Origin of the sequence: Vogesella sp. AC12 (assembly GCF_024437575.1) — a bacterium.
Classification (GTDB): domain Bacteria; phylum Pseudomonadota; class Gammaproteobacteria; order Burkholderiales; family Chromobacteriaceae; genus Vogesella; species Vogesella indigofera.
In genome coordinates this window covers 409,575-434,274 of sequence record NZ_JANFNU010000001.1, presented here as the reverse complement: position 1 = coordinate 434,274, position 24,700 = coordinate 409,575, and the positions used below count along the sequence as shown (strand labels likewise).

Annotated in this window: 23 protein-coding genes and 1 tRNA gene; 19 read left to right on the top strand and 5 right to left on the bottom strand. The window is 59.6% G+C overall.

Annotated elements, in window-relative coordinates; all coding sequences use genetic code 11:
• The first annotated feature begins 3 nt into the window (after positions 1–3).
• On the top strand, positions 4–1,221 hold the full coding sequence (locus NOM55_RS02185; RefSeq protein ID WP_255907300.1) for an ImmA/IrrE family metallo-endopeptidase: 1,218 nt from the start codon (positions 4–6) through the stop codon (positions 1,219–1,221).
• A 60-nt stretch (positions 1,222–1,281) separates the two neighbouring features.
• Here the strand turns inward: NOM55_RS02185 and NOM55_RS02180 are convergent, their stop codons facing one another.
• Positions 1,282–2,055 (bottom strand): hypothetical protein, encoded by a 774-nt coding sequence (locus NOM55_RS02180; RefSeq protein ID WP_255907299.1) that lies wholly within the window; start codon positions 2,053–2,055, stop codon positions 1,282–1,284.
• 701 nt (positions 2,056–2,756) lie between these two features.
• Between NOM55_RS02180 and NOM55_RS02175 the strand changes: the two genes are divergently transcribed.
• From NOM55_RS02175 to NOM55_RS02150, 6 genes are all read left to right on the top strand, one after another.
• Positions 2,757–2,987, top strand: coding sequence for a hypothetical protein (locus tag NOM55_RS02175; protein ID WP_255907298.1), 231 nt, complete (start codon positions 2,757–2,759; stop codon positions 2,985–2,987).
• Between the two features lie 22 nt (positions 2,988–3,009).
• Positions 3,010–3,183: a hypothetical protein gene (locus NOM55_RS02170; RefSeq protein WP_156167841.1), complete on the top strand. Its 174-nt coding sequence runs from the start codon at positions 3,010–3,012 to the stop codon at positions 3,181–3,183.
• 112 nt (positions 3,184–3,295) lie between these two features.
• The gene (locus tag NOM55_RS02165) at positions 3,296–3,628 is read left to right on the top strand and encodes a hypothetical protein (RefSeq protein ID WP_255907297.1); all 333 of its coding nucleotides are present in this window, start codon (positions 3,296–3,298) and stop codon (positions 3,626–3,628) included.
• Between the two features lie 15 nt (positions 3,629–3,643).
• Positions 3,644–3,949 carry a DNA-binding transcriptional regulator gene (locus NOM55_RS02160; RefSeq protein ID WP_047965480.1) on the top strand — a complete coding sequence of 102 codons (306 nt, stop codon included), beginning with the start codon at positions 3,644–3,646 and terminating at the stop codon, positions 3,947–3,949.
• On the top strand, positions 3,946–4,137 hold the full coding sequence (locus NOM55_RS02155) for a hypothetical protein (protein WP_255907296.1): 192 nt from the start codon (positions 3,946–3,948) through the stop codon (positions 4,135–4,137). Before NOM55_RS02160 ends, NOM55_RS02155 begins: the two co-directional genes overlap by 4 nt.
• Before the next feature lie 41 nt (positions 4,138–4,178).
• On the top strand, positions 4,179–4,466 hold the full coding sequence (locus tag NOM55_RS02150; RefSeq protein WP_047965482.1) for an AlpA family transcriptional regulator: 288 nt from the start codon (positions 4,179–4,181) through the stop codon (positions 4,464–4,466).
• Here NOM55_RS02150 and NOM55_RS02145 read toward each other — a convergent pair.
• Positions 4,463–5,461, bottom strand: a complete 999-nt coding sequence (locus NOM55_RS02145) for a site-specific integrase (protein ID WP_255907295.1) — start codon at positions 5,459–5,461, stop codon at positions 4,463–4,465. The two genes, NOM55_RS02150 and NOM55_RS02145, sit on opposite strands and share 4 nt — an antisense overlap.
• Before the next feature lie 152 nt (positions 5,462–5,613).
• Positions 5,614–5,698, bottom strand: a tRNA-Leu gene (locus tag NOM55_RS02140).
• Positions 5,699–5,856: 158 nt separating this feature from the next.
• Here NOM55_RS02140 and NOM55_RS02135 point away from each other — a divergent pair.
• The gene (locus NOM55_RS02135; RefSeq protein ID WP_255907294.1) at positions 5,857–6,546 is read left to right on the top strand and encodes a Bax inhibitor-1 family protein; all 690 of its coding nucleotides are present in this window, start codon (positions 5,857–5,859) and stop codon (positions 6,544–6,546) included.
• A gap of 133 nt (positions 6,547–6,679) precedes the next feature.
• On the opposite strand, the gene purL is transcribed toward NOM55_RS02135, so the two are convergent.
• Entirely contained in the window at positions 6,680–10,561 is a 3,882-nt protein-coding gene (gene purL, locus NOM55_RS02130; protein ID WP_255907293.1) for a phosphoribosylformylglycinamidine synthase, read from the bottom strand.
• A 149-nt stretch (positions 10,562–10,710) separates the two neighbouring features.
• On the opposite strand from purL, the gene NOM55_RS02125 reads away from it, so the two are divergent.
• Complete coding sequence (locus tag NOM55_RS02125) at positions 10,711–11,049, top strand: P-II family nitrogen regulator (protein WP_047965486.1); 339 nt, start codon at positions 10,711–10,713, stop codon at positions 11,047–11,049.
• Positions 11,050–11,124: 75 nt separating this feature from the next.
• Here the strand turns inward: NOM55_RS02125 and NOM55_RS02120 are convergent, their stop codons facing one another.
• The gene (locus NOM55_RS02120) at positions 11,125–11,916 is read right to left on the bottom strand and encodes an outer membrane protein assembly factor BamD (RefSeq protein ID WP_255907292.1); all 792 of its coding nucleotides are present in this window, start codon (positions 11,914–11,916) and stop codon (positions 11,125–11,127) included.
• 145 nt (positions 11,917–12,061) lie between these two features.
• Between NOM55_RS02120 and rluD the strand changes: the two genes are divergently transcribed.
• The 10 genes from rluD to NOM55_RS02070 all read left to right on the top strand — a co-directional run bounded on the left by rluD (position 12,062) and on the right by NOM55_RS02070 (position 24,674).
• Positions 12,062–13,180: a 23S rRNA pseudouridine(1911/1915/1917) synthase RluD gene (gene rluD, locus NOM55_RS02115; RefSeq protein WP_255907291.1), complete on the top strand. Its 1,119-nt coding sequence runs from the start codon at positions 12,062–12,064 to the stop codon at positions 13,178–13,180.
• Positions 13,155–13,934, top strand: coding sequence for a peptidoglycan editing factor PgeF (pgeF, locus tag NOM55_RS02110; protein WP_255907290.1), 780 nt, complete (start codon positions 13,155–13,157; stop codon positions 13,932–13,934). The genes rluD and pgeF overlap by 26 nt, the downstream gene beginning before the upstream one ends.
• A gap of 470 nt (positions 13,935–14,404) precedes the next feature.
• Positions 14,405–17,263, top strand: coding sequence for a ribonucleoside-diphosphate reductase subunit alpha (locus NOM55_RS02105; protein WP_255907289.1), 2,859 nt, complete (start codon positions 14,405–14,407; stop codon positions 17,261–17,263).
• 169 nt (positions 17,264–17,432) lie between these two features.
• Positions 17,433–18,014: a hypothetical protein gene (locus NOM55_RS02100; RefSeq protein WP_255907288.1), complete on the top strand. Its 582-nt coding sequence runs from the start codon at positions 17,433–17,435 to the stop codon at positions 18,012–18,014.
• 101 nt (positions 18,015–18,115) lie between these two features.
• Positions 18,116–19,195: a ribonucleotide-diphosphate reductase subunit beta gene (locus NOM55_RS02095; protein ID WP_120809995.1), complete on the top strand. Its 1,080-nt coding sequence runs from the start codon at positions 18,116–18,118 to the stop codon at positions 19,193–19,195.
• Between the two features lie 144 nt (positions 19,196–19,339).
• A complete protein-coding gene (locus NOM55_RS02090; protein ID WP_255907287.1) occupies positions 19,340–20,638 on the top strand; it encodes a hypothetical protein in 1,299 nt (432 codons plus the stop codon).
• A 5-nt stretch (positions 20,639–20,643) separates the two neighbouring features.
• Positions 20,644–21,234: an SLATT domain-containing protein gene (locus NOM55_RS02085; protein ID WP_120810105.1), complete on the top strand. Its 591-nt coding sequence runs from the start codon at positions 20,644–20,646 to the stop codon at positions 21,232–21,234.
• 252 nt (positions 21,235–21,486) lie between these two features.
• On the top strand, positions 21,487–22,374 hold the full coding sequence (gene yghU, locus NOM55_RS02080) for a glutathione-dependent disulfide-bond oxidoreductase (protein WP_120809997.1): 888 nt from the start codon (positions 21,487–21,489) through the stop codon (positions 22,372–22,374).
• Positions 22,375–22,677: 303 nt separating this feature from the next.
• Entirely contained in the window at positions 22,678–23,742 is a 1,065-nt protein-coding gene (locus NOM55_RS02075; protein ID WP_120809998.1) for an RNA methyltransferase, read from the top strand.
• Between the two features lie 68 nt (positions 23,743–23,810).
• Positions 23,811–24,674 carry a hypothetical protein gene (locus NOM55_RS02070; protein WP_120809999.1) on the top strand — a complete coding sequence of 288 codons (864 nt, stop codon included), beginning with the start codon at positions 23,811–23,813 and terminating at the stop codon, positions 24,672–24,674.
• Positions 24,675–24,700: the final 26 nt, after the last annotated feature.

The window sequence follows — 24,700 nt, the reverse complement described above, 5'->3', positions numbered from 1 at the left end:
AGAATGCGCACAGGTGTAGCAGGTTTTCAGGGGGGGCGATTGATTCAGGCACGGGCTGCCCGTGGTATGACTCAGTCCGCTCTATCCGAACTGTCCGGGGTGTCTAGCCCATCCATTTCCAAATGGGAACGAGGTGAGCAATTTCCGGAGCCTGCCGCACTGGAAAGGGTGGCGACAGCACTTGAGCTGCCAGCCACCTGGTTCTTGCGTCCCATGCCTGACTTTGGCAAGTCGGGATACTTCTTCCGCTCCAATACATCCCTCACCAAAGCCGCTCGCACTATAGCTAGCATCCGGCTTGAATGGCTTCATGAGCTTTCAGCTTCGATTCAGGAGTGGATAGGTTGGCCAGCTGTAAACCTGCCCGTATCGTTGTCTCGCGAAGAAGCACTACTTCTTACTGATGAAGAGATAGAAGACATTGCCACACAGTGTCGCCAGCATTGGCGCTTGGGCATGGGACCAATCGATGATGTGATCCGGGTAATGGAAAGCGCGGGGATAATTACCACTCGAGAACCACTGGGCTACATCAAAATGGATGGCGTTTCGCGTTGGTTTGATGTAGACAATCGGCCCTATGTGTTTCTGGCTGCAGACAAGGCAAGCGCTGTGCGTAGCAGGTTTGATGCGGCCCATGAACTTGGCCACCTGATCTTGCATCGCCATTTGACCAAGGCCGACGAAGAAGAGCGCTATAGCGAACTGGAACGCCAAGCGCATCTATTCGCAAGTGCCTTCCTGATGCCTGCAGAAAGCATTTCCCTGGAACTGGCCCATCCAACACTGGATACATTGCAGGTTCTAAAACGCCGCTGGAAAGTGTCGATCGGTGCCATGATCATGCGCGCATCGACACTTAACCTGATTGGCGAAGCCTACACAACCCGCCTCTGGAAAAACTACAGTGCACGTGGCTGGCGCAAAGGTGAACCGCTGGATGATGTTTTGGAACCGGAATCTCCGCGACTGATGCCCCGGGCCATCAAGATGCTGCTGGAACAAGGTGGCTTCACCAAGCCTTATCTGATCGAAACAATCGGTTTGCCTGCTGCGGACATCGAGCGACTGTGTTCCTTGCCAGAGGGTTACATGACTGGCGAGATGGCCTCCGTCATCCAGCTCAACTCTCCCGTCTTCCGCCCTGCTCAAACATCTACAACAGTGACCAACCCCGAGCCGGCACGAGTCATTTCCCTACCGTCTCGCAAACGGATGTAACAAAGAAAAGCCGACAGCAAACACTGTTCGGCTTTTCTCCTAAAATATAGTCCAAATTCTTCAGTTCGAATTTTTGCGCATCAACTGCAAGCTATCTTTCCGCGCAACAATAACGAGCCCTTCCTTCTTATACATTGCAATACCTCTGTCACTCACACCAACAAGTATCCCTTGATGGGCAATCGCCCCTCTTTCATCCAAAATGACAAAGCAATTGTTCCATTTGGTTTTTTTCTCAAGAACACAGCCACTCTTGTGAAAGAAATCAATGCGCTCCCTTGCATTGTCAGCTCCCTTCGCCTGTGATGCCACAGGAATAATCCACCAAAAGACTGCGATTGCGGCAAAACCAATACTCAGCGCAACTACACCATAGGAAGCGAAGAAGACAATAAAAACGGCCTTAATACCATCATTGGCATGGGGGTTTAACCACCTCAAGGTACGGGCAAAGCGCCCATTGGCCGCGACTGCCCCTACCTTAATCTTGCGCCTTCCCTTAAGCCCTAAGTAGACCACCAGCACAAAGCCCGCTAGCAGTACCAACGTGTAAAGCACATCAGGAAAGTCGAAGAGCGAGTTAACCCACTTAGCTAAGACCTCACCCACTGCCAACAGAAAATAGCCAACGACACTATATGAAAGAACGTAGACATTTGACGTTGCCATGGGTAGTTCATCAGGTGACAGCCCAAATGCAGAGAGATAGCCTTCGTAATAATGGGAACCGATCAGGAACGCACCCGGGGTGACAATTGCAGCAAAAATCGCCCATACCTTGGCTTGCAATAGAAGGCTAGATTTTTCAGTATCTTTACTGGATTTATCTGTCATTTCATTTATTTCAAAAGATTTTTTAATTCAGTCACAACCAAGACCATCCGCATGGTTGATATTCGGCATGCAATTACTCAAACTATTTGGGAATTAAATTCTCGGCCAACCCTTTCAGTTCAAGCCATAGAGGCTGCCCGACCCCCTCGCAAAACAAGCCGCACTTTTCTAGCTGCTCCAGGCTGTTTGCCACTTGGATCGCTATCTCAGCCAGCCTAACTACTTCTTCGCAATTCGCAGACTCCATCTTCACCCCCAAAATTATTCTTGCTCACCAAACCACATTACTTTTGGCACAACCGCCCCATACAAGTGACTTGGGATAGATCGTAGATGATGTTGCCTCATCTTGATATGTGAATCACCCACCCAGTTTCACAAATCACAGTGGGTGACTGAGCACAGACCAACGGCCTCTCTCATGCACTTGGTCAGCTTTCCGCCACACTTTCCTCGTCACCTCAAATAAATACACCATTTGTGTTGACACAATTTGTGTTTATGTCATTATTTACACATATTGTGTTGTTTTGATATTTGCAACACGATTTGTCTGCAACCCATAACACCCCTTCAGCCAGGGCAGACGCTGCGCCTCATTGCGCCGCGCGGAGGTGGACTAGCCAACCCCACCCGCCCTCGCCCATGCCGTGCACGCATCACCGCACCGCGCCGAAGGGGACACCAACAAGGAGGCCGCCATGTCCCGAATTTGTCTGCTGTTACTGCTGTGCCACCTGCCCAGCCTTAGCCATGCAGAGTGGAACAAGCGCGCCGTGCGCATCAAGGCGCCAACAGCGCAGAGCCTGACGAATGAGCAGCCTGCTCGCGGTGAATATCGCCAGATCGTGGCGGAGCGCCGGCCAGCCGTCTCATGCCTGGAAATTTTGACGCCAAGTGCGGGCAGCACGCCTGTCTGGGCATGTCCTTGAAGCAAGGAAAACAGGGAGAGCAATGATGCAACCGTCTTTCAAAGAAACCCTGATCGGCCATGTGCCGGAGGCGCTGGCGGAGCAGTTCCGCGAGCGGGGTTACAGCCTGCGTTTCATCGGCTGGGGCATGCTTGGCCTGCCGGTGCACGAGGTGCGCAAGCTCCAGCGGCCACAGCCGGCCGGAAAGGTGGCGTGATGCGCTCGGAACTTAAGCAGGATCTGCTGGCCATGGGAAAAGCCTTTGCACGCGGCATAGGCGCCTGTGCGGCATTCATCGCCCTGTTGACCTTGGCTGAATGGATTGCGAGATGAGCACGCTACATGTCGACACCCTGATCCGGCTGGGCGAGCAGTTCGCCCACGCTGTAGCCACGCTAGCAGTCCACAGGAAGGACTTTGACCGCGCAGACCAGCTAGTGGACCACCTGTCGCTCTGCGGCGTGCCAGCGGTCGCTGTGCCGCCCAGCTGGCCACTAACTGCCTACGCACCGCTGATCGTCGTCAACAGCATCGAGCATGCCGTGCCGGCGATAGAGGCCACCGGCCACATTGTCATCAACAACCAGGGCAAATACCTGATCAACCCGCCGGAGGGTGCCGCGATCGACGCATTCACCTTCCGGCTAGAACAACGCACCTAACAACAGGAGAACACCATGAACTTTGCCACCATCGCCGACCCTCGCGAGATCCGTCACAACCTTGGCCTGAACCAGAGTGAATTCTGGAGCCGCGTCGGCGTTACCCAGTCCGGCGGCTCTCGCTACGAATCCGGCCGCAACATGCCAAAAGCCGTCCGCGAGCTGGTACGCCTGGTGCACGTCGAGCAGATCGATCTGGCCAAGGTGAACAACACCGACCTGGCCGTGATGGAGTACCTGAAGAAAAGCCACGCCGATCTGTACCAGAGCCTGAAGAAAGCCGTCCAGGCACAGCAATCAACGGCGGGCAGCGTGGCATGAGCCGCGACCCGCGCAAGCAACCACAGCAGGGAGACGTGCTGCGCCGCTTCGGTGTAACGCGACACGTCACCGGCGTGCTGCAGAACCAGCGCGGCACGCTGACCCACGTGCAATTCAATCAGGATCAGCAAACCACGATCAGCGCCTGGCGCAGCTGGGCAAATCAGGATTGCGAAGTGTTGGGTTAACGGCCGGCACGCCCCGCAACCAACTTGGAAAGGAAAGCAGAATGAATTCGACGATCGACACGGCCGAGCTGGTGCAGAGCATCAAGCAGCTCATCTACACGCTGGCCACACCGCGGCCGGTGATTCCGGCAGACAAGCAGCTTTGGGACGCCGCGGCTTGCGCCGAATACCTGGGCGTCAGCTCGCAGCACTTCATGCAGCGGATCGCCGTCAGCCCCGACTTTCCGCGAGCGATCAACATCGCCACCGGCACCAGCCGCAACCGCCGCTGGAAGGTCGCCGAAATCATGCGCTGGGCAGATGCCCGCCAGGAAAAGAAGCGCGCCTAATCCAGCAGCGCCACCACGTCGGCCATGTCCGGCGCGTAGTAAGTGTTCTGCAGTATCCGCAAGTCACGATGACCACTGATTTTCGCCAGGGTCATCACATCCACTTTCTTGGCCAGCCGGGTCAGTGCCTCACGCCGGCTGTCATGAAAGTGCAGATCCTCGATCAGCGCCTGCGCCTTCGCCTTCCTGAACAGCGAATCCAGCAACGATGGCCGCAGGCCGAACACCGGCCCATCCGGTACCGCCTCCATCACCTGCCTCAGTAAGCGCACCGCCTCGACAGATAGCGGCACATCCCGGGCATGGCCATTCTTCGTCATCGCCAGGTGCGCCAGACGCCGATCAAAATTGATCGCCTCCCGCGTCAGGCCGCAGATCTCGGAAGCCCGCATACCGGTCTCGATCGCAAACAACCACGCAGCACCAACCCGGGCAGTCATCAGAAATGGGGGCATTTCGTGGTGATAGCCGGTGGCCAGCAAAATTGCCTCCGACTCCAGATCAGTCGGCCGGCGAGTACGCGCCTTCGCCGCCGCCGGCTTGGTCAGGGAATCCAGCGGGCTCGACTTGATCCAGCCCCACTCCTTCACCGCGATATTCAGCGCGTGCTGCAGCAGCGCCCATTCGCGACGAACACTGGCCGCGCTGACCATCTTCAGCCGCTGATCACGCCAATCGGAAAAGTGATGATTGCTGAGGCTGGCCAGCTTCACCGCCATCAACACCGGGAACTCGCGCTGGTAGAGCGCGATGCGCATCTGCTCCGCCCGCTCGCCCCGCTTGCGCGGTGATACCTCCTCAGCGTAGCGCGCCAGCAACTCGCCAAAGGTTTTGTCCGGGATCAGGCCCGCGGCCTGCGCAGAGATTTCGGCTTCTTTCTTCACCGCCCAGGCTTCCGCCTCGCGCTTGGTGCGGAAACCTGATTCAGACAGGCTTACCCCGCCCTTGCGAATCTTGACGCGCCACGCGTCACCACGTTTCTCATACGTCGCCATGGGACAAACCTCGGGACAAATATGGGACACATGGTAGCGTTAAATTGTATTTTCTTGGGGGATTTTGCATTTTGAGTAGACAACAAAAAACCGCCGAAACCTTTGCTGTGCTTGGGTTTGAGCGGTTTAGTGTTTTCCATGAAGCAATGTAGTGGTGCGAAAGGAGAGACTCGAACTCTCACGCCTCGCGGCGCTGGAACCTAAATCCAGTGCGTCTACCAATTCCGCCACTTTCGCGACTCACTGCCTTGCTTCAGCAGAGTGCGCATAATAGTAGACAAGCCCACGCTAGGCAAGATCCCGCTCCAAATATTTTTTGATGGCGAAACTATCCTACAGGTATATTGTCCATGACCTGCATTACCCAAACAACAACAGCAAGGAGTCTCTTCGCCATGCAACCCAATTTGCACACCGCCTACCAAAGCACTGCACTGAGTGGCAGCCGTCACAAGGTGCTGCGCAATACTTACGCCCTGCTCGGCCTATCGATGATACCGACCGTCATCGGCGCGGCAGTGGGCGCCAACATGAGCTTCGCCTTCATGGCGGGCAGCCCGATCATGAGCATGATCGCCATCCTGGCGCTGTTCTACGGCCTGACCTTCGCCATCGAAGCCAACCGCAACAACGCACTGGGCGTGCCGCTGATGCTGCTGTTCACCCTGCTGATGGGCGTACTGCTCGGCCCCTTGCTGCAAGCCGCGTTCAAGCTGGCCAATGGCTCGCAGCTGATCATGGTTGCGGGCGGCGCAACCACGCTGGTTTTCGCCGTGATGGCTGGCATCGCCACCACTACCAAGCGTGACCTGAGCGGCATGGGCAAATTCCTGATGGTCGGCGCCGTCGTGCTGATGGTGGCCGTGGTTGCCAACATCTTCCTGCAGCTGCCGCTGATGTCGCTGGTGATTTCCGCCGCCTTCGCGCTGTTCAGCTCGCTGATGATCCTGTGGCAAGTCAAAACCATCGTTGACGGTGGCGAGACCAGCTACATTTCCGCGGCGCTGGGCATCTACATCAGCATCTACAACCTGTTCACCAGCCTGCTGCACCTGCTGATGGCTTTCGCTGGCGACCGCGACTAACCCCGCCCCGCCGACAACAACGCCGGCCATGTGGCCGGCGTTTTTTATTGCGGCCAACCTTGTGTCATCGGTAGGCACCATAAAAAAACACCCCGCCGTGGCGGGGTGTTTTGTCTGCTTTTCAGCGAATTGCTTAGCCGATCCAGCGACGGGCACTGGCGAACATGCGGAACCAGGCGCCGTTTTCGTCCCACTCCGCCGGATGCCAGCTGTTCTGCAGCGTGCGGAACACGCGCTCAGGGTGCGGCATCATGATGGTGAAGCGACCGTCCGGCGTGGTAACGCCGGTGATACCTGCCGGCGAGCCGTTCGGGTTCATCGGATAGGTCTCGGTCGGCTGGCCGTTGAAGTCCACGTAGCGCAGCGCGGTCAGCACCTGCTCCTGTGCGCCCGGGGCAAACACCGCGCGGCCTTCGCCGTGCGACACCACCACCGGCAGCTTGGAGCCGATCATGTCCTGCAGGAAGATCGATGGCGATTCGGTGACTTCCACCATCGCGAAACGGGCTTCGAACTGCTCGGAAGCGTTGCGGTTCAGCTTCGGCCAGTACTGCGCGCCCGGAATGATGTCCGATAGGTTGGACATCATCTGGCAACCGTTGCACACCCCCAGTGCGAAGGTGTCGCCGCGACCGAAGAAGGCCTCGAACTGCTCGCGCGCCTGCGCGTTGAACAGGATGCTCTTCGCCCAGCCCTCGCCGGCGCCCAGCACGTCGCCGTAGCTGAAGCCGCCGCACGCCGCCAGACCCTTGAAGTCGGCCAGCTGGATACGGCCGGCGATCACGTCGGACATGTGCACGTCGACCGCTTCGAAACCGGCGCGGGTAAACGCAGCACCCATCTCGATCTGGCCGTTGACGCCCTGCTCGCGCAGGATGGCGATGCGCGGACGTGCGCCGGTAGCGATGAACGGCGCCGCCGGATTGTCCTTGGTGTCGAAAGTCAGCTCGGCAAACAGGCCGCGCGAGGCGGTGTCGGCGATCTGCGCATACTCGCTGTCGGCGCCGGCAGGGTTGTCACGCAGGCGTTGCAGACGGTAGCTGGTCTCGGACCAGGCTTGCTGCAGCGCGACGCGCGACTCGGCCAGCACCACTTCTTCGCCATGCAACAGGGTCAGGGTGTTGTCGTCGGTCGGCACGCCGATGACGCTGGTTTCGGCGCCGAGACCGGCGGCGGCAAAGCGCGCCAGCACTTCGTCGATCTGGTCAACGGCAACCTGCATCACCGCGCCCAGCTCTTCGTTGAACAGCACCGCGTTAACGTTGGCCGCAGTGTCGTCGGTCAGCACCGACAGTTCGACTTGCGCACCAAGATGACCGGCGAAGCACATTTCCGCCAGCGTGGCGAACAGGCCGCCGTCGGAGCGGTCGTGGTAGGCCAGCAGCAGTTCATCTTGTACCAGCGACTGGATGGTATGGAAGGCAGCAGCCAGTTTGGCAGCCTGATCCACGTCCGGCGTCTGGCCGTTCATGTCGTTCCACACCTGGCCGAAGATCGAACCGCCGAGACGGTTGCGACCAGCCCCCAGATCCAGCAGCAGCAGCGCGCTGTCGGCGGCCTGCAGCTGCGGCGTCACCGTCTTGCGCACGTCGGCCACCGGGGCAAACGCGGAGATGATCAGCGACAGCGGTGCGGTCACCGATTTCTTCTCGCCCTGGTCTTCCCATACCGTCTTCATCGACAGCGAATCCTTGCCTACCGGAATGCTGACGTCGATGTCGATACAGATGTCGGACACCGCTTTCACGGTGGCGTACAGATTGGCATCCTCGCCCGGGTGACCGGCAGCGGCCATCCAGTTGGCAGACAGCTTGACGTTGCCCAGCTCGCCAACGTTGGCCGCAGCCAGGTTCAGCAGCGACTCGCCCACCGACATGCGGCCGGCGGCCGGAGCGGAGAACAACGCCGCCGGCGTACGCTCGCCCATCGCCATCGCCTCGCCCTTGGTGGTGTTGAAGCCCATCGCGGTCACGGCCACGTCAGCCACTGGCACCTGCCACGGGCCGACCATCTGGTCGCGCGCGGTCATGCCGCCCACGGTACGGTCGCCGATGGTGATCAGGAAGGACTTGTCGGCCACGGTCGGGTTGCGCAGCACGCGGTACGCCGATTCCTTGGTGTCGTATTGCGCGGCGTCGAAGGCGTCGGTCACCACGACACGGGTAGTCACGTCGCGGGTCATGCGCGGCGGCTTGCCCAGCAGCACTTCCAGCGGCATGTCGACCGGGTTGTTGTCGAAATGATCGTCACGCACCTGCAGGTGGCCGTCATCAGTGGCCACGCCCAGCACCGCGAACGGGCAACGCTCGCGCTCGCAGATGGCGGTGAACAGCTCCAGATCGGCCGGCATCACGGCCATCACGTAGCGCTCTTGCGATTCGTTGGACCAGATCTGCATCGGGGTCATGCCTTTTTCTTCCAGATGCACCTTGCGCAGATGGAAGATGGCACCACGACCGGCGTCGTTCACCAGCTCCGGGAAGGCATTGGACAGGCCACCGGCACCGACGTCGTGAATCGACACGATCGGGTTGGCCGCGCCGCGCTGCCAGCAGCGGTCGATCACTTCCTGGCAACGGCGTTCGATTTCCGGGTTGCCACGCTGCACCGAATCAAAGTCCAGGTTTTCGCTGTTGGCACCGGTGTCCATCGACGATGCCGCACCGCCGCCGAGACCGATCAGCAGGCTCGGGCCGCCAAGCTGGATCAGCAGCGCGCCTTCCGGAATCTCGTTCTTGAAGATCTGCTGTTCCTGGATGCTGCCCAGGCCGCCGGCGATCATGATCGGCTTGTGGTAGCCGCGACGCTCGCCTTGGAAGTTGTCTTCAAAGGTGCGGAAGTAGCCGGCCAGGTTCGGGCGGCCGAATTCGTTGTTGAACGCGGCGCCGCCGATCGGGCCTTCGAGCATGATGTCGAGTGCCGAGGCGATGCGACCCGGCTTGCCGTAGCTGGCGTCTTCCCACGGTTGCTGGAAGCCGGGAATGTTCAGATTGGAGACGGTGAAACCGGACAGGCCGGCCTTCGGGCGCGAGCCGCGACCGGTAGCGCCTTCGTCACGGATCTCGCCACCGTTACCGGTCGAGGCGCCGGGGAACGGCGAGATCGCGGTCGGGTGGTTGTGCGTTTCCACTTTCATCAGAATGTGGGTCGGCTCTTCGCTGTAGGCGTAGGTGTTGCTGTCCGGCTGCGGATAGAAGCGCTCGATGGTGGCGCCGTCGATTACCGAGGCGTTGTCCTTGTAGGCCACGCGGGTGCCTTGCGGATGCGCGTCGTGGGTGTCGCGGATCATGCGGAACAGCGACTTGCCCTGCTCCACGCCGTCGACGATGAACTGCGCATTGAAAATCTTGTGACGGCAGTGCTCGGAGTTGGCCTGCGCGAACATCATCAGTTCGACGTCGGTCGGGTTGCGCTCCAGCTTGATGAAGTTTTCGACCAGATAGTCGACTTCATCCGGCGACAGCGCCAGACCCATGTCAAGGTTGGCCGCATCCAGCGCCGCCTTGCCGCCGCCGAGGATGTCGACGGTGGACAGCGGTTGCGGCTCGATGTGCACGAACAGGCGCTCGGCATCGGCCAGCGACGGCAGCACGGTTTCGGTCATACGATCGTGCAAGAGGCCCGCCAGACGTTGACGAGCCTCTTCGGTCAATGGGGTGGCCGCGGTGATGTGGAAGGCAATACCGCGCTCGATGCGCAATACCTGCTCCAGACCGCAGTGGCGTGCGATATCGGTAGCCTTGGAAGCCCATGGCGACAGCGTGCCAAGACGCGGCGTAACCAGGAAAAGATCGCCGGTAGGCTGCTGCGCCAGCGGCGGTTCGCCGTAGGTCAGCAATTTTTCCAGCACGGCGACTTGCGCCTCGCTCAGTGGCGCTTCACTTTCGGTAAAGTGCCAGTACTCTGCCGCAATAGTCAGATCGGGTAGACCTGCTTCGCGAGCAGCAGCAAGAAGTTTATCGAGTCGGAACTGGGACAGGGCGACACCGCCCCGCAGCTTGAGAACGTGCGACATTGGATACCCGCAACAATGAAGACAAGGATCAGGGAAGCGCGTCATAATACACGAAACCCCCTGTCTTTATAAGGCCAGAATTCGTATTTTGTCTGACAGCAGGCGCCGTTCGAACGCGCTTACCCGCAAAAATTCAAGGAGTTACTTCAATGAAGAAAGTCGAAGCGATCATCAAGCCGTTCAAACTGGACGAAGTGCGCGAAGCGCTGTCCGAAATCGGCATCAATGGCCTGACCGTCACCGAGGTCAAGGGCTTCGGCCGCCAGAAGGGACACACCGAACTGTACCGCGGTGCCGAGTACGTGGTCGACTTCCTGCCCAAGGTCAAGATTGAGGTGGTCATCGCCGATGATCTGGTGGAACGCGCCATCGAATCTATCGTCAGCACCGCCCGCACCGGCAAGATCGGTGATGGCAAGATTTTCGTGACCGCGGTGGAACAGGTGGTCCGTATCCGCACCGGCGAAACCAACGAAGACGCTGTATAAGCCACTGACACAGCAATGAAAAACGGCACCCGAGGGTGCCGTTTTTTCATGATATCAAGGTTGGCCGCAAGGGCATCAACCCCAGAACTTCCACCACGACTGCTCGCGCACCTGCCACGGTGTCTGCAGATAGTTGCTCTGCGGGAAGTTCAGCTGCAGCACGCGACGGGCATCGGCCGCCATGTCCTTCATCCCCAGCTGCTCGTAGGCCACCACGATGATGGCCAGCGCCTCTTCATTGTGACCGGTGTTGGCGTACTCCTTCACCACCGTCTGCGCGCGGTTGATGGCTGCCAGCCAGGCGCCACGCTTCATGTAGTAGCGGGCGACGTGCACTTCGCTGGCACCCAGCGCGTTGATCAGGCGCACCATCTTCTCGGTGGCATCTACGCTGTACTGACTCTGAGGGAAGCGCGCCACCAGTTCCTGGAAGGCCTGGTACGATTCGCGCGCAGCTTTCGGATCGCGTTCGCTCATGTCCTGACCGGACAGGCGCGACATCCACGAGCTGTCCTCGTTGAAGTATACCAGGCCCTTCAGGTAGTACATGTAGTCCAGGTTCGGATGCGACGGATACAGGCGGATGAAGCGGTTGGCCGAGGCAATCGCCAGCTCCGGCTCGGCATCCTTGTAATGGGTATAGGCTTCGTCCATCAGCGCCTGCTGCGCGTAGCGCCCGTACGGGAAGCGCGCCTGCAAGGTTTCATACAGTTTCAGCGAACGCTGATAGTTGCCACCATCCAGCTCTTCGCGCGCCGTGGCGTAGATGCGTTCTACTGTCCAGCCGCGGGTTTCATCTTTGGTGTCCACCGTGGCGCAACCTGCCATCAACACGACGGCCAGCAAGGCTACAAAACTATTTTTCATGAGGTGTCCTTGTTTGACTGCCGTCGATTATAACCAAAACAGCATTTTGCGCACCCCCGCCGTTTAGGGCGGCGCGCAAACAGCAACGGGACAATCCCGCCCGACTCCTTTAAAATCACCCGATTTACCTCACGCCAGCAAAGACATGAACGAACACGACACCCATCCCGACGAGCTACTGGACGACGAAACCCTGGATAGCGAAGCGGAAACCGGCGGCGAGGCCAAACAGTTTACCGTGCCTTACGAGCTGTCCGGCGAACGCCTGGACGCCGCACTGGCCAAGATGCTGCCGGACTACTCGCGCAGCCGCATGACCCAATGGATCAAGGACGACAAGGTCAGCGTCGACGGCAAGCACGTACCCGGCAAGACCAAGCTGCTGGGCGGCGAGATCGTGCGCGTGGAAGTGGTCGCCGCACCGGAAGCACTGTCCTACGTGCCGGAAGACGTACCCTTCCCGGTCATCTATGAAGACGAACACCTGCTGGTGGTCAACAAGCCGGCCGGCATGGTGGTCCATCCGGCAGTCGGCAACTGGAGCGGCACCCTGCTCAACGGCCTGCTGTTCCGCCATCCGGAACTCGCGCACATCCCGCGCGCCGGCATCGTGCACCGCCTCGACAAGGACACCTCCGGCCTGATGGTCGTCGCCAAGACGCTGCAGGCGCAGACCGACCTCGTGCGCCAACTGCAGGCGCGCACCGTGAAGCGCATCTACCGCGCGGTCGCCACCGGCGTGGTGCCCTACGACGGCAAGATCGAAACCCTGATCGGCCGCGACCCGCACAACCGCCTGCGCATGGCGGTGGTGCGCTTCGGCGGCAAGCCGGCGATCACCCACCTGCGCGTACTGGAACGCTACGACGACTTCAGCTACGTGGAATGCAAGCTGGAAACCGGCCGCACCCACCAGATCCGCGTGCACATGAAGGAAGCCAAGCATCCGCTGGCCGGCGATCCGCTGTACGGCAACGCCCGCCATCACGGCAGCGAAGCCGTCGACGAAGCGGTGCGCAGCCTCGGCCGCCAGGCGCTGCACGCCTACAAGCTGTCGCTGGTGCACCCGGTTACCGGCGCCACCCACAGCTGGAGCGCGCCGCTGCCGGACGACATGAAGGCGCTGCTGGCGATCCTGCGCGACGAGCGCGAGATCAAGCTGAACAAGGCCAAGGCGCAGACGCCGTTCGGTGCGGCAATGGAAGACGACGACGATGACTGGGACGAGGACGACTACGATGTGGAAACCCATTACATCCGCTGACACCCCCGCCGAGCCGCTCGACCTGTCGTGGCGCGAGGCCGGCTGGCCGCTGGCCGGCAAGGTCGGCACGCTGATCACCAGCCGTGACGGCGGCGTCAGCCCGCCACCCTACGCCAGCCTGAACCTGGGCGACCACGTCGGCGACACTGCGGCCAACGTGGCAGCCAACCGCGCCCGCGTGCGCGAACGGCTGCCGGCGGAACCGGCCTGGTTGCAGCAGGTGCACGGCATCGCCGTGGTCGACGCCGCCAGCGTCACCCCCGGTCAGCCACCGCAGGCGGACGCCAGCTTCAGCCGCACCCCCGGCGCGGTGTGCTGCATCATGACCGCCGACTGCCTGCCGGTACTGCTGGCCGATCGCGCCGGCAGCGTGGTCGGCGCCGCCCACGCCGGCTGGCGCGGCCTGCTGAACGGCGTCATCGAAGCCACCGTCAGAGCAATGAACGAGCCTGCGGCCAACCTTGTCGCCTGGCTCGGCCCCGCCATCGGCCCGGACGCGTTCGAAGTGGGCGCCGAAGTGCGTGACGCCTTCCTCGCCCACGACGTGCACGCGGTGCAGGCGTTCGACCCGATCGGCGACGACAAATACCTGGCAGACATCTACCTGCTGGCACGGCAACGGCTGGCGGCCATCGGCATCACGGAAGTCTACGGTGGCGACGAGTGCACGGTGATCGACCGCGAGCGCTACTTCTCCTATCGCCGCGACGGCGTCACCGGCCGCATGGCCAGCCTCATCTGGCTCAAGCCGTAAACAAAAACACCAGATATTGTGGTCAACGGGCAGCTGCGGCTGCCCTTTTTCTTTGGCAAAACGTCGCATCCATGCCACATCGCTATGATGTTGCAATGAAATGACAGCCGGCGCGGCAGCGGCAAACCCTTGTCTTTGCAAGGCATCCGCCAGCGGCGCCACAAGTGCCGAAAATTCCCGAAAATATTTCTGCCACCGCAAAGCCAATAACGGCGCGGGTTTGCGCGTTTCCGTCGCCTGTCAAGACTTGTTCGGCACCGCCTTAACCACTAGAATTTGCGCCATTCTCGCGTCACGACAGTACATCTTGTGTTTGTACACAGCTCACGCACAGCTTTTCAACAGAGTTGTCCACAGCCGTGACAAACCCGAGCAACGCGGGCCACCCACCCGGCCAACCCGGGGCCGTCCGCTGTTGCAAGGCAGGCCGCAGGGTCATCCGAACAACCCCACCCCACCACGAGGGAAACATGACAATGCAAACCACTACTTTTGACGGGCAAATGGCTGCCGAACTGGGCCGCGCCGCCGCTCCCCAGGACGACTACAGCCAGTACAAGACCATCCGCCGCAACGGCGCCGTGGTCGCGTTCGAGCCGGTCAAGATCTCCATCGCCATGACCAAGACCTTCCTCGCGGTAATGGGCGCCCAGGGTGCCAACTCCGCCAGCATCCGCGACAAGGTCGCGCAGCTGACCGAAGGCGTGGTCAGCGCGCTGATGCGTCGCAAGCCGGAAGGCGGCGCCATCCACATCGAAGACATCCAGGACCAGGTTGAACTGTCGCTGATGCGCTCCGGCGAACACGACGTCGCCCGCGCCTACGTGCTGTACCGCGAGCAGCGCACCCAGGAGCGAGCCGCCCGTGGCGAAGCACTGCACCAGATCCAGATCAACGTGATCCGCAAGGACGGCCGCAAGCAGCCGCTGGACGTGGCCCGCCTGCGCGCCAGCATCGAATCCGCCTGCCAGGGCCTGGCCGCCACCGACGTGGACGCCATCCTGTCCGAGACGCTGAAGAACATCTACGACGGCGTGCCGGAAGAAGAAGTCAACAAGTCCGCCATCCTCGCCGCCCGCGCGCTGATCGAGCAGGACCCGGCCTACGACTACGTGACCGCCCGCCTGCTGCTGGGCAACATCCGCCTGGAAATCCTCGGCGAAGCCATCGCCCAGGAAGAAATGGGCAGCCACTACCCGCTGTACTTCCCGACCTTCATCAAGAAAGGGATCGAGGCAGAACTGCTGGACGAAAAGCTGGCCGAATTCGACCTAAAAAAACTCGGCGCCGCGCTGAAGCCGGAGCGCGACCTGCAGTTCGGCTACCTCGGCCTGCAAACCCTGTACGACCGCTACTTCCTGCACATCGACGGCACCCGCATCGAAATGCCACAGGCGTTCTACATGCGTGTCGCCATGGGCCTGGCGCTGAACGAAGTGGACCGCGAAAACCGCGCCATCGAGTTCTACAACGTGCTGTCCAGCTTCGACTTCATGTCGTCGACCCCGACCCTGTTCAACGCCGGCACCCGTCGCAGCCAGCTGTCCAGCTGCTACCTGACCACCATCGCCGATGACCTCGACGGCATCTACGAAGGCATCAAGGAAAACGCGCTGCTGTCCAAGTTCGCCGGTGGCCTCGGCAACGACTGGACGCCGGTGCGCGCCATGGGCAGCCACATCAAGGGCACCAACGGCAAATCGCAAGGCGTGGTGCCGTTTCTGAAAGTGGTCAACGACACCGCCGTGGCGGTCAACCAGGGTGGCAAGCGCAAGGGCGCGGTATGTGCCTACCTGGAAACCTGGCACGCCGACATCGAGGAATTCCTCGAACTGCGCAAGAACACCGGTGATGACCGTCGCCGCACCCACGACATGAACACCGCTAACTGGATTCCGGACCTGTTCATGAAGCGGGTGATGGAAGGTGGCGAGTGGACACTGTTCTCGCCGTCCGAAACCCCGGACCTGCACGACCTGTTCGGCCAGGCGTTTGAAAAAGCCTACGTCGCCTACGAAGCCAAGGGCCGTCGCGGCGAGCTGAAAGTGTTCAAGCAGATCCCGGCGCTCACCCTGTGGCGCAAGATGCTGACCATGCTGTTCGAGACCGGCCACCCGTGGGTGACGTTCAAGGATCCGTGCAACATCCGCAGCCCGCAGCAGCACATGGGCGTGGTCCATAGCTCCAACCTGTGCACCGAGATCACCCTCAACACCAACGACGACGAAATCGCCGTCTGCAACCTGGGTTCGGTCAACCTGTCGCGCCACATGAAGGACGTGGGCGGCAAGCTGGAGCTGGACACCGAGAAGGTGGCCCGTACCGTGCGCGTGGCACTGCGCATGCTGGACAACGTGATCGACATCAACTTCTACCCGGTGAAGAAGGCGCGCAACTCCAACCTGAAGCACCGTCCGGTCGGCATGGGCATCATGGGCTTCCAGGACTGCCTGCACCAGATGCGCATCGCCTACGCCTCCGACGCGGCGGTGGAATTCGCCGACGTATCGATGGAAGCCGTCGCCTACTACGCCTACCTCGCCTCCACCGAGCTGGCCGAAGAGCGTGGCCGCTACCCGTCGTACAAGGGCAGCCTGTGGGATCGCGGCATCCTGCCGCACGACAGCATCAACCTGCTGGCGGCCGAACGCGGCGGCTACCTGGAAGTGGACCGCAGCGAGCGCATGGACTGGAGCGTGCTGCGCAAGCGCATCGCCGAACACGGCATGCGTAACAGCAACTGCCTGGCTATCGCCCCGACCGCGACCATCGCCAACATCATCGGCGTGTCCGCCTCGATCGAGCCGACCTACCAGAACCTGTTCGTGAAATCCAACCTGTCCGGCGAATTCACCGTCACCAACGAATACCTGGTGCGTGACCTGAAGAAACTGGGCCTGTGGGACGAAGTGATGGTCGCCGACCTGAAATACTTCGACGGCAGCCTGGGCCGCATCGACCGCGTACCGGCCGAGCTGAAAGCCATCTACGCCACCGCGTTCGAAGTGGACCCGAAATGGCTGGTGGATGCCGCCTCGCGTCGCCAGAAGTGGATCGACCAGGCGCAATCGCTGAACCTGTACCTGGCCGGCGCATCGGGCAAGAAGCTGGACGAGCTGTACAAGTACGCATGGATTCGTGGCCTGAAGACCACCTACTACCTGCGCACCCTGGGCGCCAGCTCGGCGGAGAAATCCACCGGTCGTGGCGGCGAGCTGAACGCCGTGGCCTCGGCCCCGGTTGCTGCGGCAGCCGAAGTGGACAACACCCCGGCCACCGACGCCAAGTTCTGCTCCATCGACAACCCTGACTGCGAGAGCTGCCAGTAAGTTGTCCCCGCGTGGGCACGGCCGCAAGGCTGTGTCCCGCCCAAGGTTGGCCGCATGCGGCCAACCTTCATCCCTCAGCCGCTTCCCGCGAGGCGGCTGAGGAATGAGCCGAACCCGGCAAGCTGTCGTCCAGTCCAAGCAGCAGGAACAAGTCGTCAAGGAGAGCACCATGCGCCACTTACCGACACTATGTGCCGTCGCCCTGCTGGCAGGCTGCACCACCATGGCCGACACCCTGCACGGGTCGCTGACGCCGCCCGCGGGCCTGGGCTACGCCGTGTTTTCCATGACCGTGCGCACCTACAACCCTGGCTACGCTACGGCCAACCTGAGCTGGCGCGGGCTGGACAACGGCCAGCACGGCATCGTGTACGCCAACTTCGGCACCGATACCGTATTTGGCGAAGAAGGCATGACGCCGGTAGACGGCAAGCTGCAAATGCTAGCGCTGCCACCGGGCCGCTACCAGCTGCAAACCGGCTACGCGCGCTGGAACGACGATCCGGGCGACGACCTTGTGTTCAATTACAAGGGCTACGCCAGCTTTCGCCTCGACAAGCCGTTTGAAGTACGCACCGGCGAAACCGTCTACCTCGGCCAGCTGCGCTTCAATCTGGACTACCGGCCGGACGTGGAATTTGGCGACGAGCAAAAACGCGACTTCGGCCACATGCGCCGCGTGTGGAAGATCAATGACCTGAGCGCCATCCGCCTGCAGCCATTCAGCGGCAAGGCCGGGCGCAGCAACTGAATCACCGGTGACAGCCGTGCGCTGCCACCTGAAAAACAGGCGGCCAACCCAAGGTTGGCCGCAAACAATACGTGAACACCTGAAATATTACTGGAGCCTACATGCTGAGCTTTGAAGACCCGATCCCGACCGCAACCCCGGCCAACACCCTGGACACCCACGGCACCAAGCGCGTCAGCGCCGCCGACAAGCGCGTGATCAACGGCACCACCGACGTCAACCAGCTGGTGCCATTCAAGCACAAATGGGCGTGGGAAAAATACCTGGCCCAGTGCGCTAACCACTGGATGCCACAAGAAGTGAACATGCAGCGTGACATCGAACAGTGGAAAACCGGCCAGCTGACCGAAGACGAAATGCGCATCGTGAAGCGCAACCTCGGCTTCTTCGTCACCGCCGATTCGCTCGCCGCCAACAACATCGTGCTCGGCACCTACCGCCAGATCACCAGCCCGGAATGCCGCCAGTTCCTGCTGCGCCAGGCCTTCGACGAAGCCATCCACACCCACGCCTACCAGTACATCGTGGAAAGCCTGGGTCTGGACGAAGGCGAAGTGTTCAACGCCTACAACGAAATCAAATCCATCCGTGACAAAGATGAATTCCTGCTGCCGTTCATCAACGTGCTGTGCCATCCGGAATTCAAGACCGGCACCCTGGAAACCGACCAGACCCTGCTCAAATCGCTGATCGTGTTCGCCTGCATCATGGAAGGCCTGTTCTTCTACGTCGGCTTCGTGCAGATCCTCGCGCTGGGCCGCCAGAACAAGATGACCGGCGCCGCCGAACAGTACCAGTACATCCTGCGCGACGAGTCCATGCACTGCAACTTCGGCATCGACCTGATCAACACCATCAAGCTGGAACAGCCGGAAGTGTGGACCGAAGAATTCAAGGCCGAGATCACCGAACTGTTCAAGCACGCGGTCGAGCTGGAATACGCCTACGCCGAAGACACCATGCCGCGCGGCGTGCTGGGCCTGAACGCCAGCATGTTCAAGGAATACCTGCGCTTCATCGCCAACCGCCGCATGCAGCAGATCGGCCTGGAACAGCTGTTCCCCGGCGTGAACAACCCGTTCCCATGGATGAGCGAGATGATCGACCTGAAGAAAGAGAAGAATTTCTTTGAGACGAGGGTGACTGAATATCAGACTGGCGGGGCGCTGAGCTGGGATTAATTTTTAAGGCATGGGAACCCCATGCCTTTTTTTGCCTACATGAATATAGAATATTATTAGTACAATGTTATATTGTTTGGCATTTTGCTAAATTGAGAAGCTTGCGTTGATTCAGTGCCAATTTTTCAAAGCAAGGGAGTGATAATGTCTACATCGACTATGTTTCAAGACTTTCTAAGTAATATCCAGATCAATAATGCTGAGGATATTAGTTATCGCTATGGCGAGATCACTTCCAGCCTAAATCAAAAATTTCGTGACACCGATTCAAAAACGGCCAACAGCCTTCAGGTTGGATCATATGGCCGGCACACCGGCATCAAGGGCATTTCTGATTTAGATATGCTTTACATTATGCCGAAAAGCGAGTGGGAAAACTACAAAGGAACTGGCGGCCAGACCAAACTACTGAACGACACAAAGAATGCAATCAAAGATCGATATCCCAAGACAGATATTCGTGTAGATCGCTTAGTTGTTACCGTTACCTATACTAACTTCCATGTTGAAGTTCAGCCTGTTTTTGAAGAGTATGATGACAAAGGTCAGAGCTACTTCAAATATCCAGACACCTATAACGGTGGCAGCTGGAAGAACACCAAGCCAAGACAAGAAATCGCAGCAATGACGGAATTTGTCAATCAAAAAAACAAAAACCTTCGTAAACTTTGCAAAATGATGAGATCTTGGAAAAACAAGCACGGTGTTGGCATGGGAGGGCTTTTAATTGATACTTTGGCATATAATTTCTTAAAATCCACCAATGAATACGATGATAAGAGCTACGCCTACTACGACTGGATGAGTCGCGATTTCTTCAAATACTTAATGGATCAACCCAATCGAGATCACTATCAGGCGCTAGGTAGTGGTCAAGATGTAAAAGTGAAAAAGCCATTTCAAAAGAAAGCTAAGAAAGCATACGAAGCTTGCCTAGCGGCTATTGAAGCAGACGGCACTGATGCCGCTTACGAAAAATGGAAAAAAGTATATGGAAGACCATTCCCTACCAAGCCTGCAGTCACAACAGAAAGTGCAAGGGCGAGGTCATGGAACAACACTGAAGAATTTATCGAAGATCTTCACCCTATCGATGTCCGTTACGAAATAAATCTTGATTGTGACATATCTCAGAATGGTTTTCGTGAACACCCACTGAGCTATTGGCTCACGCGAAAAATAGCTTTAAAACCAAATAAAAATCTAAAATTCACTGCTGAGCCAATAAACATACCGCACCCATACACTTTAAAATGGAAGGTGCTAAATAGAGGCACAGAAGCTCAACGCCGAAATTGCATTCGCGGGCAGATTCAACTGGACTCAGGCAACCTACAGAAAATTGAAAATAGTGACTTCAAAGGCGAGCACATTGTTGAGTGCTATATTGTCAAAAACAATGTAGTTGTTGCCAGAAACAGGATCGATGTTCCAATTGAGTGACCATCATGAATAAAGACGATCTTTTAAAACACATTGCACAAACTGCATACAACGTCGGTTTCGGTGCAAAAAAGAATTTTGCCACCTATGATATTGTAGCCAAAATGCCTGGTCTAATTGGATTTATATCATTGGTATTTGGTATTTATGCATTGATATTTGAAGCATTAAATGCCAAATTCTTTTCAGCCACATTCATTATTTTGGGCGTGATAGGTATGTACATAACCGTATACGACCCAAAAAAATCGGAATATGCAAACGCAGGAAAACACCTAACTAAACTATTTAACGCACTAAAAATTCTTCATGGAAAGGTACGCGCAGAGCAAGGTCCACTTGATGCTTACGTAGCTGAACTTGATCAACTGGAAAAGGAGTACAACAATACCAGCATGCATCATCAAATTATGTTTAGCAATTGGTATGCCCACTATAAATTTTTTTGGGAACATCAGATTGACTGGATTGATGATCATTTGAAGTTCAAACTCCTAAGAGACAAAATACCTTTATCATTCCTGCTTTCTGCTGTCGCCATTTTAGGCATGTTGATATTTTTTGGATCATCTGCCATCGGAAAGCCGGCCTGCTGAACTAGCCCAGCCGTACCGCGCGCCACCCCGTAGAGTACCGTCACCCGGCCAGCCGGGCGACGCACCTTTATTTATACCACCACGGATGCCACCACCCTTAGCCGCAAGCCCTCCTGCAGCACACACTGTTCTGTATCGCGCCACTGACCGCGCCTTTAATTGTCGCCCGCCAGCCCCATCTGTCCAGCATGTGGCGGCCGTGGCCGCCTTTCCTTCCCCGCCCTTAGCGGCACACCGACAGGACTTCTGCTCATGAGCGAATCGCGCTACACCCCGCCCCGCGTCTGGACATGGGATCAGGCCAATGGCGGCCAGTTTGCCAACATCAACCGCCCGATCGCCGGGCCGACCCACGAGCAGGCGTTGCCGGTGGGCGAGCACCCGCTGCAGCTGTATTCACTGGCCACGCCCAATGGCGTGAAGGTGACCATCATGCTGGAGGAGCTGCTGGCGCTGGGCCATCGCGGCGCCGAGTACGATGCGTGGCTGATCCGCATCCACGAGGGTGAGCAGTTCGGCAGCGGCTTTGTCGGGCTGAACCCGAATTCGAAAATCCCGGTGCTGCAGGATCGCAGCGGTGCCGAGCCGCAGCGGGTGTTCGAATCCGGCGCCATCCTGCTGTATCTGGCGGAGAAGTTCGGCGCGCTGTTGCCGCAGGATCTGGCGGCCCGCACCGAATGCCTGTCGTGGCTGTTCTGGCAGATGGGCAGCGCGCCGTTCCTGGGCGGCGGTTTCGGCCATTTCTACGTCTACGCGCCGGAGAAGTTCGAATACGCGATCAACCGCTTCGCAATGGAGGCCAAGCGGCAGCTGGACGTGCTGGACCGGCACCTGGCGAAAAACCGCTGGCTGGCGGGCGACGAGTACAGCATTGCCGATATCGCGGTGTGGCCGTGGTATGGCGAGCTGGTGCGCGGCAACCTGTATGGCGCGGCGGAGTTCCTGCAGGTGCAGGACTACCCGCACGTGCTGCGCTGGGCAAACGAGATGGCGGCGCGGCCGGCGGTGCAGCGCGGGCGCATGGTGAACCGCCTGCGCGGCGAATTGAGCGAGCAGCTGCACGAGCGCCACGCCGCCAGCGATTTCGATACCCGCACCCAGGACAAGCTGCAGGCGCAAGAGGCCGCCACGCCGGCCTAAGAACCTGTTTACGATCTGCTGCGCTTCGGCGAAACGGCGTTAAAAACGCCTTCGGAATGCTCATTTACGACTTGTAAACTCCGCTTCCTCAGTCGTTTTTTCCTTGTCTCGCTCTAGCTCGCGAGATCGTAGACAGGTTCTGATCGCACGCTAGTCCGATACGCTTGCGGCCAACGTTGGCCGCAAGCGCAGCCCGCCCGCCAATCCGTAATCCCCCGCCCGTTCTACCCCGCCTTGCTGTACCCTGTGCGCCTTGTTTTCCAACGCGCGGCCAGGCTTGCGCGGCTTTACAGAACCGATCCCATGCGACTCCAGGAATTCCACCAAGCCCTCGCCGATCTCGGCGCCCGTCCCTGCCATATCGGCCGCATCAACCGTGCGTGGCTGAAAGGCCAGCCGCTGGATAGCGGCACCCGTCACCAGAAGGGCGAGCACTACTTTCCGCTGGCGGTACGTAACGGCCTGCCGCCGCTCACGGCGCAGCTGGATGGGCTGGCGCGCATCGAATCACAACACCCGGCGGCGGATGGCTCGCTGCGGCTGCTGGTGGCGCTGAATGACGGCCAGATGGTGGAAAGCGTGCTGCTACCGCGCGACGGGCTGTGCGTGTCCAGCCAGGTGGGCTGTGCGGTGGGCTGTACCTTCTGCATGACCGGCAAGAGCGGGCTGCTGCGCCAGCTGGGCAGCGCCGAGATCGTGGCGCAGGTGGCGCTGGCGCGGCGCATCCGCCCGGTAAAGAAGGTGGTGTTCATGGGCATGGGTGAGCCGGCGCACAATATCGACAACGTGCTGGACGCCATCAACCTGCTGGGCACCGACGGCAATATCGGCCACAAGAATCTGGTGTTCTCCACCGTCGGCGATCCGCGCGTGTTCGAGCGCCTGCCACAGCAGCAGGTCAAGCCGGCGCTGGCGCTGTCGCTACACACCACCAATGCCGAGCTGCGCGCGCAATTGCTGCCGCGCGCACCGCGTTACGAGCCGGCGGAGCTGGTGGCGCTGGGCGAGGACTACGCGCGCCGTGTCGGCTACCCGATCCAGTACCAGTGGACGCTGCTGGCCGGCATCAACGACACACAGGAAGAAATGGACGCCGCGGTGCAGCTGCTGCGCGGCAAGTACGGTGTGCTCAATATCATCCCGTACAACAGTGTGGACGGCGACCACTACCAGCGCCCGTCCGCCGAACGCATCCAGCAGATCAAGCGCTACCTGCACGACAACGGCGTGCTGACCAAGGTGCGCGATTCCGCCGGCCAGGATATCGACGGCGGCTGCGGCCAACTGCGTGCCCGCGCCGCCGACGTCATCGACCACAGCCGCCTGCTGCGCCGCAATCGCAGCGACCAGGCCAGGCAAGCGGACTGAGCAACCCGCCTGGCGGTATGGTTGCTGCCGCCATATGATGAAGCAGACTCTGACCGGAATGCCTCGCCATGCGCAAGCTTGCCCACCGGGTACTACTGATACTGGCCGCTTGCTGGGCCGCCACCGCACTGGCGGCGGAAATCGTTCGCTTTCCCGACTATCCGGACCCGAACAAGCGCTTCTTCCGTGCCGCGCTGCAACTGGCACTGGATAAAAGCGGCCAGGCCTATACGCTGATGCCGGTCTTGCCGCAGATGCTGCAAGGGCGGTCGATTGCGCGCGCCATGGGCGCTGGCGGCGACATCGACGTGTTGTGGACCATGACCACCCGCGAACGCGAAGCCTTGCTGCTGCCGGTGCGCTTTCCCGTGGACAAGGGCCTGCTGGGTTGGCGGATAGCCATCGTGCGGCAGGACAAGGCGGCACAGTTTGCCAATGTGCAGACGGTGCAGGACTTGCGCTACTTTACCGCCGGCCAGGAGCACGACTGGCCGGACACCCGCATTTTGCGGGAAAGCGGCCTACCGGTGATGACGGCCAGCCAGTACGACTCGCTGTTCAGGATGCTGGTGGTCAAACGCTTCGACTACTTTCCGCGCGGCGTGGCCGAGGCCTGGGCCGAGGTGGATGCGCGCCCCGAACTCGGCCTGACGGTCGACCGTTTCATCGTGCTGCGCTACCCGGCCGCCGAATACTTTTTTGTCACGCCGCGCAAGCCTTATCTGGCCGAACACATCTGGCAGGGCCTGCTCCGCGCCCAGGCCGACGGCAGCTTCGACCGGCTGTTCCATGCCCACTTCGACACGCTGCTGCAGCGGGCCAGGCTGTCGCAGCGGCGCGTCATCGAGCTGGATAACCCGATGATCGATGCGGGCAGGCTGCTGCCGGCCGATTCGCCGTGGTGGTATCGCCCGCTGCCGGCCGCCAACTAAACCAGACATGTCCGCATCTGTCCCAG

Bases quoted from the DNA above. Each gene is read 5' to 3' on its own strand.
- NOM55_RS02150 (WP_047965482.1), top strand. From the start codon at position 4,179: ATGAATTCGACGATCGACACGGCCGAGCTGGTGCAGAGCATCAAGCAG.
- NOM55_RS02100 (WP_255907288.1), top strand. From the start codon at position 17,433: ATGCGCCACTTACCGACACTATGTGCCGTCGCCCTGCTGGCAGGCTGC.
- NOM55_RS02075 (WP_120809998.1), top strand. From the start codon at position 22,678: ATGCGACTCCAGGAATTCCACCAAGCCCTCGCCGATCTCGGCGCCCGT.
- NOM55_RS02095 (WP_120809995.1), top strand. From the start codon at position 18,116: ATGCTGAGCTTTGAAGACCCGATCCCGACCGCAACCCCGGCCAACACC.
- pgeF (WP_255907290.1), top strand. From the start codon at position 13,155: ATGTGGAAACCCATTACATCCGCTGACACCCCCGCCGAGCCGCTCGAC.
- NOM55_RS02070 (WP_120809999.1), top strand. From the start codon at position 23,811: ATGCGCAAGCTTGCCCACCGGGTACTACTGATACTGGCCGCTTGCTGG.
- yghU (WP_120809997.1), top strand. From the start codon at position 21,487: ATGAGCGAATCGCGCTACACCCCGCCCCGCGTCTGGACATGGGATCAG.
- NOM55_RS02160 (WP_047965480.1), top strand. From the start codon at position 3,644: ATGAACTTTGCCACCATCGCCGACCCTCGCGAGATCCGTCACAACCTT.
- NOM55_RS02145 (WP_255907295.1), bottom strand. From the start codon at position 5,461: ATGGCGACGTATGAGAAACGTGGTGACGCGTGGCGCGTCAAGATTCGC.
- NOM55_RS02105 (WP_255907289.1), top strand. From the start codon at position 14,405: ATGACAATGCAAACCACTACTTTTGACGGGCAAATGGCTGCCGAACTG.
- NOM55_RS02120 (WP_255907292.1), bottom strand. From the start codon at position 11,916: ATGAAAAATAGTTTTGTAGCCTTGCTGGCCGTCGTGTTGATGGCAGGT.
- NOM55_RS02090 (WP_255907287.1), top strand. From the start codon at position 19,340: ATGTCTACATCGACTATGTTTCAAGACTTTCTAAGTAATATCCAGATC.
- rluD (WP_255907291.1), top strand. From the start codon at position 12,062: ATGAACGAACACGACACCCATCCCGACGAGCTACTGGACGACGAAACC.
- NOM55_RS02085 (WP_120810105.1), top strand. From the start codon at position 20,644: ATGAATAAAGACGATCTTTTAAAACACATTGCACAAACTGCATACAAC.
- NOM55_RS02185 (WP_255907300.1), top strand. From the start codon at position 4: ATGCGCACAGGTGTAGCAGGTTTTCAGGGGGGGCGATTGATTCAGGCA.
- NOM55_RS02155 (WP_255907296.1), top strand. From the start codon at position 3,946: ATGAGCCGCGACCCGCGCAAGCAACCACAGCAGGGAGACGTGCTGCGC.
- NOM55_RS02125 (WP_047965486.1), top strand. From the start codon at position 10,711: ATGAAGAAAGTCGAAGCGATCATCAAGCCGTTCAAACTGGACGAAGTG.
- NOM55_RS02175 (WP_255907298.1), top strand. From the start codon at position 2,757: ATGTCCCGAATTTGTCTGCTGTTACTGCTGTGCCACCTGCCCAGCCTT.
- NOM55_RS02170 (WP_156167841.1), top strand. From the start codon at position 3,010: ATGATGCAACCGTCTTTCAAAGAAACCCTGATCGGCCATGTGCCGGAG.
- NOM55_RS02135 (WP_255907294.1), top strand. From the start codon at position 5,857: ATGCAACCCAATTTGCACACCGCCTACCAAAGCACTGCACTGAGTGGC.
- NOM55_RS02180 (WP_255907299.1), bottom strand. From the start codon at position 2,055: ATGACAGATAAATCCAGTAAAGATACTGAAAAATCTAGCCTTCTATTG.
- purL (WP_255907293.1), bottom strand. From the start codon at position 10,561: ATGTCGCACGTTCTCAAGCTGCGGGGCGGTGTCGCCCTGTCCCAGTTC.
- NOM55_RS02165 (WP_255907297.1), top strand. From the start codon at position 3,296: ATGAGCACGCTACATGTCGACACCCTGATCCGGCTGGGCGAGCAGTTC.